The sequence below is a fragment of the uncultured Aquimarina sp. genome, assembly GCF_947492405.1.
Classification (GTDB): domain Bacteria; phylum Bacteroidota; class Bacteroidia; order Flavobacteriales; family Flavobacteriaceae; genus Aquimarina.
On the sequence record NZ_CANLMP010000001.1, the window covers coordinates 617,061 to 629,742 of the forward strand.

The 12,682-nt window shown below is 32.0% G+C and carries 14 protein-coding genes; 6 read left to right on the forward strand and 8 right to left on the reverse strand.

Annotation, left to right across the window (positions count from 1 at the left end):
- Positions 1 to 8 precede the first annotated feature (8 nt).
- Positions 9 to 320 (reverse strand): helix-turn-helix transcriptional regulator, encoded by a 312-nt coding sequence (locus Q0829_RS02755; RefSeq protein ID WP_298539659.1) that lies wholly within the window; start codon positions 318 to 320, stop codon positions 9 to 11.
- Positions 321 to 405: 85 nt separating this feature from the next.
- Complete coding sequence (locus Q0829_RS02760) at positions 406 to 1,440, reverse strand: rod shape-determining protein (RefSeq protein WP_298539662.1); 1,035 nt, start codon at positions 1,438 to 1,440, stop codon at positions 406 to 408.
- Between the two features lie 316 nt (positions 1,441 to 1,756).
- Between Q0829_RS02760 and porQ the strand changes: the two genes are divergently transcribed.
- Positions 1,757 to 2,773, forward strand: a complete 1,017-nt coding sequence (gene porQ / locus Q0829_RS02765; protein WP_298539664.1) for a type IX secretion system protein PorQ — start codon at positions 1,757 to 1,759, stop codon at positions 2,771 to 2,773.
- Positions 2,773 to 3,471, forward strand: a complete 699-nt coding sequence (cmk, locus tag Q0829_RS02770) for a (d)CMP kinase (protein ID WP_298539666.1) — start codon at positions 2,773 to 2,775, stop codon at positions 3,469 to 3,471. The genes porQ and cmk overlap by 1 nt, the downstream gene beginning before the upstream one ends.
- On the opposite strand, the gene Q0829_RS02775 is transcribed toward cmk, so the two are convergent.
- From Q0829_RS02775 to Q0829_RS02785, 3 genes are all read right to left on the reverse strand, one after another.
- A complete protein-coding gene (locus Q0829_RS02775) occupies positions 3,468 to 3,833 on the reverse strand; it encodes a hypothetical protein (RefSeq protein WP_298539669.1) in 366 nt (121 codons plus the stop codon). The genes cmk and Q0829_RS02775 overlap by 4 nt on opposite strands.
- A gap of 257 nt (positions 3,834 to 4,090) precedes the next feature.
- Complete coding sequence (locus tag Q0829_RS02780) at positions 4,091 to 4,411, reverse strand: hypothetical protein (RefSeq protein WP_298539671.1); 321 nt, start codon at positions 4,409 to 4,411, stop codon at positions 4,091 to 4,093.
- 212 nt (positions 4,412 to 4,623) lie between these two features.
- Positions 4,624 to 5,001, reverse strand: coding sequence for a LysM peptidoglycan-binding domain-containing protein (locus Q0829_RS02785; protein ID WP_118455706.1), 378 nt, complete (start codon positions 4,999 to 5,001; stop codon positions 4,624 to 4,626).
- Between the two features lie 152 nt (positions 5,002 to 5,153).
- On the opposite strand from Q0829_RS02785, the gene Q0829_RS02790 reads away from it, so the two are divergent.
- The 4 genes from Q0829_RS02790 to Q0829_RS02805 all read left to right on the forward strand — a co-directional run bounded on the left by Q0829_RS02790 (position 5,154) and on the right by Q0829_RS02805 (position 8,485).
- On the forward strand, positions 5,154 to 5,951 hold the full coding sequence (locus Q0829_RS02790; RefSeq protein WP_298539674.1) for a tRNA pseudouridine(38-40) synthase TruA: 798 nt from the start codon (positions 5,154 to 5,156) through the stop codon (positions 5,949 to 5,951).
- A complete protein-coding gene (locus tag Q0829_RS02795; protein WP_298539676.1) occupies positions 5,948 to 6,598 on the forward strand; it encodes an MOSC domain-containing protein in 651 nt (216 codons plus the stop codon). Before Q0829_RS02790 ends, Q0829_RS02795 begins: the two co-directional genes overlap by 4 nt.
- Before the next feature lie 3 nt (positions 6,599 to 6,601).
- Positions 6,602 to 7,735 (forward strand): NAD(P)/FAD-dependent oxidoreductase, encoded by a 1,134-nt coding sequence (locus tag Q0829_RS02800; protein WP_298539677.1) that lies wholly within the window; start codon positions 6,602 to 6,604, stop codon positions 7,733 to 7,735.
- Positions 7,736 to 7,834: 99 nt separating this feature from the next.
- Positions 7,835 to 8,485: a hypothetical protein gene (locus Q0829_RS02805; protein WP_298539679.1), complete on the forward strand. Its 651-nt coding sequence runs from the start codon at positions 7,835 to 7,837 to the stop codon at positions 8,483 to 8,485.
- Between the two features lie 183 nt (positions 8,486 to 8,668).
- Here the strand turns inward: Q0829_RS02805 and recQ are convergent, their stop codons facing one another.
- The 3 genes from recQ to Q0829_RS02820 form a co-directional block, all read right to left on the reverse strand.
- Complete coding sequence (gene recQ, locus Q0829_RS02810) at positions 8,669 to 10,792, reverse strand: DNA helicase RecQ (RefSeq protein WP_298539681.1); 2,124 nt, start codon at positions 10,790 to 10,792, stop codon at positions 8,669 to 8,671.
- A 59-nt stretch (positions 10,793 to 10,851) separates the two neighbouring features.
- The gene (locus tag Q0829_RS02815; protein WP_298539683.1) at positions 10,852 to 12,183 is read right to left on the reverse strand and encodes a cytochrome P450; all 1,332 of its coding nucleotides are present in this window, start codon (positions 12,181 to 12,183) and stop codon (positions 10,852 to 10,854) included.
- Between the two features lie 79 nt (positions 12,184 to 12,262).
- Complete coding sequence (locus Q0829_RS02820; protein WP_298539685.1) at positions 12,263 to 12,634, reverse strand: VOC family protein; 372 nt, start codon at positions 12,632 to 12,634, stop codon at positions 12,263 to 12,265.
- Positions 12,635 to 12,682: the final 48 nt, after the last annotated feature.

Consider the following 12,682-nt stretch of genomic DNA (forward strand, 5'->3'; position numbering starts at 1 on the left):
TAAATTTTTTATAAATTATCTTTTATTTCTGTAATATATTCTTGGATAATCTTTTCATTTCTTTTAAAGTATGTCCATTTTCCGTGTCTGGTTGGTATAAGTAAACCAGCTTTGTGCATAGTGGCTAAATAATGAGAGATAGTAGGCTGCGATAAGCCAGATTTATCCTGAATTAATTGACCACATACACCAAAATCAAAATGACCTAATTCAGTATGGGGTGGAAAATTAGAATCTGGATCTTTTAACCACTTAAGTATATCTAACCTAGTGGAATTTGCTAATGCTTTCTTAATTTCTAAAACTTTTTCTTTATTCACGGATCAAATATACATATTTAATTTTATAAATATGTTTGTTTGTGCTAGTTTTGATCAAAAAATATTATACAATGCTCGAATTGTGTTATGTGCTTTTTATTAAAACGTTGGTATATCTATTAAGATTTTTTAGAACCATCTCACTTCCTTTTACAACAACTTCTAAAGGGTTTTCTCCTTTGTATACAGGCAATTCAGTGGTTCTAGAGAATCTTTTATCAAGACCTCTCAACATAGATCCACCTCCTGTTAAAAAAATACCGGTATTATAAATATCTGCAGAAATCTCAGGTGGAATATCAGATAAAGTATCCAGTACTGCGTTTTCTATCTGAGTAATTGATTTATCAAGACTTTTTGCTATTTCTTTATGAGTGATATAAACTTGTTTTGGCTTACCTGTTAGCATATCTCTACCTTGTACGGGTATTTTTTCTGGTGGTGATTCTAATATATCTACCGCAGAACCAATTTTGATTTTGATATCTTCAGCAGTACCTTCTCCAATATGTAAATTGTGATTTTCTCTTATATATTGAATGATATCATCATTAAAAACATTTCCAGCTATTTTTACAGACTGGCCTGATATAATTCCACCAAGTGTTATTACTGCAATTTCTGTGGTACCACCTCCTATATCTATAACCATATGACCTTTAGGTTGTAGCACATCAATTCCGGCTCCAATTGCAGCAGCCATTGGTTCGGCAATTAAATATACTTTTTTTGCATTAAGGCGCCTGGCAGAATCCCTAACAGCTCGCATTTCTACTTTAGTAATTCCACAAGGAATTGCTATGATCATTTTGTAAGATTTAATAAAAATGGCACTGCTTATATCGGATAGTGTTTTGATTAGGATTTTGAGCATCTTTTCGGATAAATCAAAATTAGCAATGACTCCATTTCTTAGCGGGTAAAAGGTTTTAATGTTCTTGTGAATTTTGCCTCGCATAGAACTAGCTTCTTTTCCAACTGCAATTATTTTTCCGCTAATTCTGTTAACTGCAATAATCGAAGGAGCATCGATTGCTATTTTACCTTTATGTGTTATTAGTGTGTTAGTTGTTCCTAAATCTACTGCTATTTTATCGGTTAAAAAATCAAAAAAGCCCATGATTGTTAGTTAAGTTAGATTGATTTGAGTTGTATAAATATCAAATAGTAAGATCATATTCATACATTTGGGTTGCTAATTCATGATAACTCTTATAAACATATAATATTGTAGACTTTTTTTAATCCTCTTGTAATCAATGTTTTGCATGTTGTTTGATTTTGAAATTAGATTTAAGAGTAGTTAGGGAATAACTTTGAATAATTTTTCTTTAGGATCATTTTTAGATGTGTTTTAGGTTTTATTTAGTGCCTCATAAAATTTTTATCACTTACTATCGTTTTCCAGATAGTTTCTTTTATTTTTGCTGCTAATGATGCGTAAATACATATTTCTGGTACTACTTTTTTTTACCGCTCTGACTTATTCACAAATAGGAGGGAGATACACCTATCAATTCTTGAATTTAGTTTCGTCTCCAAGACAGGCGGCACTTGGAGGTAAATATGTTACTGGATATAATATGGATCCTACTTCTGCGATGCTTAATCCAGCATCGATTAATATTGAAATGGATAATCAATTAGCTGTAAACTATGTGAATTATATCGCTGATGTTAATTATGGATCGGTATCATATGCAAAGGCTTTTGGAGCAAAGAAACGAGTATTCCATGCTGGTATTACCTATATAAATTATGGGAAATTTGATGGTTTTGATGAATTTGGAAATGAAACTGGAGATTTTGGTGCTGGTGAAGTAGCCTTATCCGTTGGATACGGGTATGCTATACCTAATTCGAATTTTCATGTTGGAGCTAGTGGAAAATTTATTTCTTCGAAGTTAGAGCAATACACATCTTTAGGAGGAGCATTAGATCTAGGACTGATCTATCATAACCCCGATACCAAATTTGATTTTGGATTAGCCGTTCGTAACTTGGGAACACAATTTACTACGTATGAGAATACAAGAGAAGATTTACCATTATCCGTGGATATGGGCTTTGCCCAAACATTAAAGAATGTACCTATACGATGGAATTTAACTCTAGAAAACCTGCAGGTATGGGATGTAGCATTCCGAAATCCAGCACGTGATATTACCGATTTAGAAGGGAATGTGGAAGCTGATGATCCTAGCTTTTTTAATAATGCACTGCGCCACGTTGTAGTTGGACTGGAGTTTTTTCCTGAAAGTGGATTTAATATTCGCTTAGGATATAATTTCAGAAGATCTGAAGAATTAAGAATAGAAGATCAACGATCATTTGCAGGACTTAGCGGCGGATTTTCTTTAAAGCTGGGTAAATTTAGATTTGCCTATTCTTATGCACGTTATAATTCTGCTGCTTCTTCTAGTACTTTTGGTGTAAATGTAAATCTTCAATAGTGAATACAAAAATAATCATTGCAATAGACGGTCACTCTTCCACAGGAAAAAGTACAGTAGCAAGACAATTAGCAAAGGAATTAGGATATATTTACGTGGATACTGGAGCTATGTATCGCGCAGTTACTTTATATGCTATGAGACATAATTTCATTAATGAATCGGAAATTGATAAGAAAGCATTAGAAAAGAGTCTTCCTTTAATCAATATTAGGTTTGAGGTTAGTTCTAAAACAGGGTTGGCCGAAGTAATGCTTAATGACGAAAATGTAGAGAAGGAAATAAGAACATTAGAAGTTTCTAGGCAAGTAAGCCCAATTGCAGCGATATCAATAGTTCGAAAAAAATTGGTAGAACAGCAGCAATTAATGGGTAAAGATAGGGGAATTGTGATGGATGGAAGAGATATTGGAACGGTTGTTTTTCCGAATGCAGAATTAAAATTATTTATGACAGCAACCGCAAAAGATAGAGCAGAGCGAAGATATAACGAACTTTTGGAAAGAGGAGAAAATGTTACGTATGAAGATGTTCTAAAAAATGTAGTTAATAGAGATCATATCGATAGCACAAGAAAAGATTCTCCTCTTCGTAAAGCTGAAGATGCTGTAGTAATTGATAACTCTAATCTTACGCTTGTAGAACAATTTGATCAAATACTTACCATAGCAAACGAGGCAATTACCAAAAAAAGCTAATTAGCACTAATGGTCTTAATAATGGGAGTAATTTTTTTCTTTAGATTAATAGAAAGTATTTCTCTAGTTTCGTAGTATGTATGACTATCTTTTTTCCATTCTATTAATTCGGTAAGTTCACTATTACCTTTAATTAGAATCAATCTATTAAATGTTAATGTAATATCACCAATTTTATTGTATTTAGTGATAGAAGGGTCGTTCACCTTATTATGAGGTTTTTGAATTACAATTTGATACTCTTTCCCATTATTCATAACTACAAGGCCTGCACTTTCATAAATCACTTGGATTTTAGATAAACATTGTCCATAATTAGTAATGGAAAACAGTAAAAAAAATAAAAATAAAATTTTTACCATGATACATTTATTTGTAGTATTTACCTTACAATTTATGGTTTTAAAGTTGTTTTATTGTTATAAAACCATAATTATTTATGCTTTTTTCGATAAAATACACAGTTTGTTCCCTGAAAACCAGTAAAATAGATGCGATTAGTTATGTAATATACTTGTATAAATGAACAAAATTTAGACAAATCTAATGAAAAGCACAAAGAAAATTCAGATAAAGTATTGGTAATAAGTTTCTTAAATATAAAGATGAAAAAGCAGACTTACTCAGAATCTTTAGACGGTCTAAGTTCGTAGAAAGTCATTTTTCCTTTTATCCATTCTATTAGTTCCTTTTTTTCTTCATTTTCTTTGACTAATAATACGCGATTAAGAATAAGTGTTTTGTCTTCGAAATTATATCTTAAAGGAATAGAGGTATCAGTTACTGCGTAAAGAGGTGTTTCTTTTAAAATTTTATACTCTTTACCATCGTTCATTACTACAGCTTTCTTGGATTCAAAAATAATATTGGTTTTAGATAAAGCTTGCCCATACCCAGATATTGCCAATATTAGGAAGAATGAAAATAAAATTGATTTCATAATTATTTACAGATTTGGATGGGGTGTGTTACGGTTAAACCTCAAAGTTAAGGATTTTATTGTTTTTCACCAGTATTTTTAAGTAAACACTGAAATTTTATTCTTTTGTTAACGTATCACTCAAAATTTTCAGGGAATATTTAGCCAAAAAAAGAGGCCATCCAATAACGTTTAGGAAAGCCTCTATTATAAAGTATGTTTTAAAATGTATCTTATAGATTAGGGATAATTAATTCTTGATCTGGATGAATAACATCAGGATTCTTAAGAATATGAGTGTTTGCAGCAAAAATCTCTTTATATTTCATAGGGTCTTTAAAATAGTGTTTTGCTATTTTACTTAAAGACTCTCCGCTTTTCACGGTATGTCTATGATATACAGAGGTATCCGCTACATCAATGTCAGCTACGATATCAGCAGGAGCTTCTCCTCCGATTTCTTTTATTTTATCCCAAAGTTGATTTTTTTCATATTGAGTATTTGCTGTTCCTTTTACTTTAAGAACTCCATTATCTTCAGAAACGTCACCATTTTGGATATTTAATTCTTGTCCTAAATCCAAAACATCTTGATATTTTGCTTTAACCATAACTAAGTTGATTTTTTAAATTATTATTTAGATTTACTCAAATATAATAATTTCTATAGTTGATTTTATATTATTTCCTTATTAAAAAACATCTTATAATCGATGAAATACATAATTTATCTATATTCGAATGCTTATAAATAAAAGTGAATATGTTTCGAAAACGATTTTATTATCTTATTCAACTACAATATTTAGGGTTTAGGTATCATGGATGGCAAAAACAGCCAAAAGTGAATACTTTACAACGAATGGTAGAACGTACTATAAATTATGTACTGGACACTACAGATTTTAAGATTTTGGCTGCAGGCCGTACGGATGCAAAAGTTTCTGCAAATGAAGCTTATGTAGAATTATTTGTGGATCATACACCATTAGATTTAAAGATTTTTTTTAATTTATTTAACCAAAATTTACCGCAAGATATAAGAGCTATCAGTATACAGGAAACGGATGAGAGGTTCAATATTATACAGCATCCTAAGATTAAGGAATATATATATCTATTTTCTTATGGTAAAAAATTTCACCCTTTCAGTGCTCCATTTATGTATAATGTAATGGAGGATCTAGATATTGATTTAATGATAATGGCCGCTAAATTATTTGAAGGAAAGCATAATTTTAGATCATATTGCCATAGACCGAATGAACATACAATTGTGCAAGGAGAAATTATACAATGTGAAATAGTAAAGAATACATTATATACTGCTAGTTTTTTTCCTGAAAAGAGTTACTTATTGAGAGTAAAGGGAGAAGGGTTTAAAAGAAACCAAATTCGATTGATGATGGGAGCATTATTGGATCTAGGAAAAGGCAAAATTAACATAGATTTTATTAAACGTACACTAGATCCGGATGCAGAAAAGATCACTTTAGAGCATATCGTTCCGGGTTCTGGATTGATCTTAAATTCTGTAACACTTAAAAATGAAATATCATGAAAGTAGTATCTACCAATATAGGAGAACCTCAAACTATTTCGTGGAGAGGAAAAGAAGTAAAAACAGGTATTTATAAATATCCTGTTAACAAACCGATATTTCTTGATACAGAGGATGTAAGAGGAGATCATGTTATAGACAGACGTGTTCATGGAGGCGTGGATAAAGCTTGTTATTTATATGCAGCAGAACATTATCCTTATTGGAAAGAAAAATATCCCGATTTAGAATGGGATTATGGCATGTTTGGTGAGAACCTTACAGTTTTAGGACTTGATGAACGATTAATTAAAATTGGAGACGTCTATCAATTAGGAGAAGCTGTAGTTCAGGTTTCACAACCAAGACAACCGTGTTATAAGCTAGGAGTGCGTTTTGGAACACAATCTATTTTAAAACAATTTATCGAAGCAATGATACCAGGAGTTTATCTAAGAGTTTTGACTTCTGGAGAAGTCAAAACAGATGATATTTTGATGCCAGCAGAAATACATAAGGATGGAATCACCATTCGTGATATGTACCGATTGCTTTATGATCAAAATTCATATCTTGATTTGGCTAAAAAAGCACTAGATAATCCTTTTGTTACCGTAAATAATAAGAAAAATATATTGAATAGATATGGAAGCTCTATTTCTAAGTAGGATATGGATACCAAGCAAGTTAAAAATTTAATTATTGGAACGGGTCCGGCAGGATTGGCAGTTGCGGGACGTTTTAGGAAAAAAAATATTTCTTTTGAAATATTTGAACAAACAGATAAAATAGCCTGGAGTTGGCATAATCATTATGATCGTTTATTATTACATACGGTAAAAGAACTTTCGCATTTACCTTATTTAAAATTTCCAGAAGAATATCCCAGGTATGTTCCTAAAACGATGCTAGCAGAATATTATGAGCAGTATGCAAAGCATTTTGATATTAATCCTCAATTTAATGTTGAAGTCCAATCTATAAGAAAAGAAGATAATCATTGGACTGTGATCACCAATAAGCAAAACTATCACTCAGAAAATGTTATCGTTGCTACCGGAGTGAACAGAATTCCTTTTTCTCCTGTTTGGAAGCATCAGGAATATTATAAAGGAGAAATTATTCATAGTAGAAACTATAAAAATTCATTGCCATTTAAAGGAAAGAAGGTACTTATAGTGGGTATGGGAAATACAGGTGCTGAATTGGCACTAGATCTCAGCGAACAAGATATTGATGTAACTATTTCTGTAAGAAGTTCATTACTTATTGTTCCGAGAGATATTAATGGTAGACCTGTTCAGATTACAGCCAGAAAATTAGAAAAACTACCTTTTGGGTTAGGAAGATGGATTGGCAAGCAAGTAAGAAGCATTGTGATTGGTGATCTTTCTAAATATGGGATTTCGATTTCTAGAAAAGATCCCATCAATCATCTAAAACAAACAGGAAAAACACCAGTTATTGATTTAGGAACGGTAAAGCAAATAAAATCAGGTAAAATCAAGGTGATAGGAGATATCTCTTCATTTTATGAAAATGGGGTGCAGCTAAAAGATGGGACTAGATTTGAGGCAAATGTAGTAATCCTTGCTACTGGATATCGTGCTAAGGTAGATCAGTTTATAGAAAATACAGATGGATTACTGGATCGATATGGTGTTCCTGAAAATGTTATTGGAAAAGGTAAGCATAAAGGCTTGTTTTTTGTTGGATTTGATAACTATAAGCTCGGTGGAATATTAGGCACTATTGTTACTGATTCTGAAACGATAGTCAATGAGATATTACAAAAACATGGGTAATTTCACTGTTTTCGGGGTATCATTTTGATGTTGATTTTATGATGTTTGTAGTATACTTATGATAAAACTGTTTATCATAAACTATTATTATTATTATTAATGAAACATAAATCACTACTTCTTTTGTTTTTGTTAGCTATTGGTCAACTTTCAATTGCTCAGGAAGAAACCTTAAGACCTTCTTTGAATTTTTATGATGATAACTTAGCGTTGAATAATTTTCCTGCAATTTCCGAAGATCGCTCACATTATTTAATATTATATAATGAGTATTCTTGTTGTATTGAGACTGAAGAGGTGCTACAAAAAATAAGTACTAAGAACGGAAGAATTTTGAATGAAATTGTCATATATCCTGGAAGTGAAGCAACTCAATTTACAGCTGAGCAACAAAAGGGGATTTATGATAAGGTATTAAAGCTGTTGAAAAGTAGTAACTATACAACATTAAAAAGAATTCCAACATATAATCATATGTATGATGATGATAAGAACACTTTTCTTGCATTTGAAATAAAAAAAGAAACTTTCAAAAGTGAGAAAATAGATCTTCCAAGACTTGGGGCACATGGTTTTTGTTGTAATGGTGGTACAGATCTAAATGAGAACTGTCTGTTATATCAAAGTATTATCAACGCATGGTTTTCTAAAGAACATAATTTTTTACTTATTGAATCTGGGATACATCATGGTATGAACGGCTGTGATCAAGGTCCTTTTTATAAAGTGATCCAAGTTGCTAATGATTAATTTTTAACCTGAGTTCGATTATTCCAAAGCGCGTCAGTTTGATTTCTATGACAAATTCAAGCGTTTTGGATTTAAAAACCTATTCTCGATAGCTCTGCTGAGCTTGTCGAAGTACAATTTTCCTTCGTCAAAGGACTCGAATTGACGTTTTTTAGGTCTAAAACATTAATAATCGAACTCAGGTTATTGTAATGAGTCATTTTCCAAAACCGCTAATGCCAATTTTATAGTATTATAATCCATTGCTTGTTCGAAATGCTCAAAATAAGGCTTTAGAGTTTCAGGATTACCTAACGTTTCTTTTGCTTCTTTTACAGAAATGATATCTTCCTTACTTATGAATTGTTTTAGATCAATGTCTTCGCCATCATTGTATAATTTCATGATATGAGAAAAAATAGTAGAATGCGCTAGTTTTCTTTCCTGTGAGATTTCTTCAATTGATAATCCTTGATTATATAAATTCAAGGTTTCTTTATACGAATTGCCTTTGTTTTTATTAGTTTTTTTCTTCTTTTTAGTCTTTTCAGCAGAGAAGTCAATAATAGCCTTGATGAATTGATATCCGTAGTTTTGCATTTTTAATTTCCCTACACCGCTTATTTGCATGAATTCATCATCACTCATCGGTCTGGACTTTTCCATTTCTTTTAAAGAGGCATCATTAAAAATCTGATATGCAGGAATACCAGCTTCTTTAGCTAGTTCTAAACGAAGTTCGCGCAACTTATCGAATAATGTATTTGACTTTGTTTTTTTAATCTGTTGAGCAGCAGTTTCTTTAATTTTTTCAAATTCTGCAAGATTGGCTAGACTAACTTTTTCACCTTCAAATAATACTTTTTTAGATAGGGAAGTGAGTTTAAGTTTGTTATTAAGATGAAAAGCAATTTCCAGATATCCCTGATTAATCAACTGTATTATATATTGTTGCCAATCTCTCCAAGAAATATCATTAGCAATACCATACGTTTTTAAGCTTTGATATCCTTTATCTAAAACCGTAGCATTCTGAGCTCCTCTAAGAACGTCAATTACAGTTCCTATAGGTTCTTCTTCTTTAATTCGTGCCACTGTAGATAATGCTTTTTGCGCGATAATAGTTCCATCAATAAAGCTTGGTGGATTTTTGCAGACATCACAATTACCGCAATCTTTTTCAATTAGTTCTCCAAAATAGCTTAGTAATATTTTTCTACGACAACTAAGAGAATCTGCATATTGTTTCATTCTATCCAACTTAGCCATCTGCACTTCTTGATTACCAGATGTTGTTGCGAACTTTTGTAATTGTACAACATCAGCATAACTGTGAAATAGTAGTGTAGCAGAAGGTAATCCATCACGACCGGCACGACCAATCTCCTGGTAATACCCTTCGATGTTTTTTGGTAAATTATAATGAATCACCCAACGTACATTGGATTTATCGATTCCCATGCCAAAAGCAATAGTAGCGCATACAATTTGTACAGTATCATTTATAAAACCTTCTTGTACTTGAGCTCTTTTTTTATGATCTACACCCGCATGATAGGCCTCTGCAATAAATCCTTGACTTTGTAGTTTTTCTGCCAACATTTCTGTTGTTTTTCTGCTCAGACAATAGATAATACCAACATCATTAGGTTTGTCTTCCAGGAAATCTATAATTTGTTCTACTCTCTTGTTCCCTGGACGTACTTCCAGACTGAGATTTTTACGATCAAAGGATGCTAAAAATTGCTTTGCATTAGGAATATTTAATTGTTTACAAATATCTTGTCGAGTTGCTTTATCTGCTGTCGCAGTTAATGCAATTACCGGAGTATCTGGAAACCTGTTTTTTAAGTAACCTAATTGAGTATACGCGGGTCTAAAATCGTGACCCCAAGCCGATATACAATGTGCTTCGTCAATAGCAATTAAACTTATAGTAATTTGTGAGAGTATAGTATCCAAAAAACTCAAACTCTCAGGAGCGACATAAAGTAGTTTAAGATCTTTATCCAGGAGCTTTTGATAAATTTCTTGTTGTTCATTTTCATTCTGACTACTATTCACAAAAGCTGCTTCTACGCCACTGGCTCGTAATCCATCTACCTGATCTTTCATTAATGCAATTAATGGAGAAATTACCAAGGTAATACCAGGAAGTAATAATGCAGGTAATTGGTAACAAATAGATTTTCCGCCACCAGTAGGCATAATGACCATGTTATCATTACCATTAAATATCGAATTGACAATCTCTTGTTGTAGTGGTCTAAAACTGTCGTATCCGAAATACTCTTTTAGCGTACTTAGAATTTGTTGTTGTTCTGGCATAAATGCAAAGAAAGGAAAAATGAAATCAAAAACTAAGTCATAAGGATATAGCTTATGAACTATCTTTTAATTTTATTCATTTGAACAGGTAGACCATCTTCAGGAACTTGCAGAGGAACCGGTTTTACGGGCATTTTATATACCGAATCTACAGACCATTCATGAGATAGTAATAACGTACTAATTACATATTTTATTTGCATTTCTGCAAAAGCAAATCCAATACAATAATGGGCTCCTGCTCCAAAAGGAGTATATGTATAAGGACATTTAGTATGTTCGCTTCTTTCTTTAGAAAAACGTTCTGGGTCAAAATCTGCAGGACAGGACCATACTTCCGGGTTGTGATGGTTTTGATCAATATCAACTGATACATGGGTGTCTTTTGGGATATTATATCCTTTGTAATTAAATTCCTTTGTAGACATCCTGCCGATAGATACCAAAGGAGGAAAACGTCTTAATGTTTCCTTTAAAGCTAGTCCAAATTGCTCCAGTTTTCTTAGATCTTTTACTGTAAAATCATCACCGTATTCTTCATAAAAACCTTGAGCCTCTTTTCTTAATTTACGTTGCCAATCCGGATGTTTTGCCAGAAAATAACAAAAACTAGTTTGTGTGCTGGCTGTAGTGTCGTGAGCCGCCATTAGAATAAAGATTAAATGATCAATGATTTGCTCATCATTCAATGATTCGCCATCTTCATTTTTGGCATTAACAAGTATGCTAAAAAGATCTTTTTTTGGGTTGTTTTTTCTTTCTGGTAATAAACCTTTAAAGAATGTAATCAGATATTTCCTAGCTTTAATTCCTTTTCCGTATGCAGTAAATGGCAATTTAATAGGAAGGGCAGAGCTGGCATCAACAATATCTGTTATTGCTTTATTGATTTTAGTAAATTGTTGACTTTTATTAATTCCAAAAAAAACTTCTAGAGCAATTTCCAAGGTAAATTCTTTTAGTAATGGAAACATTTTGGGATTAGGATCATTCCAGGTTGAAATATGAGAAGGGACAATACTTTTCATCATATCTAAATATCCTTCCATAGGTTTTTTCTTAAATGCTTCTGCAATAATGGAACGATGATGTTTATGTTTATCACCATCCATAAGCATCAAACCATTTGGAAATAAGTCTTTTAGTATAAGATCCCAGGCTTCTTTGCTATTAAAATCCTTATCGTTTTCTACTAATGTATAACGTGCTGAATCCTTATCATGAAGTGTAGAGATCTCTCTATTCAGGATCCTAACCTTGTAGATTTCTCCATACTTTTCTAATTTTTTTCGTTTAAAAGTATGATAGTCCTTGAAAAAAGCTAATAAATCTCCCCAAGGTAGTAATGATGAAGTTTTACCAGGGATTTCCTTCAATTTGGACTTTTCCATTAAATTAGATTTACTAGATTATTCTATAAAGCTAATAAAACAAAAATATATTCATAGTGTACTTTTACTATTTAATTTTTTAAACGTGCTGATCCAAAAGAATCGTGTTTCCATCAGGATCAATTATTACAACACTTCCTGGACCGCTAGAGTTTTCATCTGTCTCTCGTTCTAATTTTATGCCTTTCTTTTTCAAATGCTTCTGAATTTCTCTTACATCATCAAAATTTTCAAGTTTATTAGCTGCAGTATCCCATCCAGGATTGAAAGTCATAATATTGTTTTCAAACATTCCTTGAAAAAGCCCGACTATGTTGTTTTCATTTTTCATTATCAGGTAATTCCTTTCGATATCTCCAGCAAATACATTGAATCCAAGGCTCTCATAAAATTCTTTTGATACGTTAATATCTTTAACGTTCAGACTTATTGAAAATGCTCCTAATTTCATTCGTTTGGTTTATTTAATTTATATGAATTGTTGTTCTCTCTTAATTGC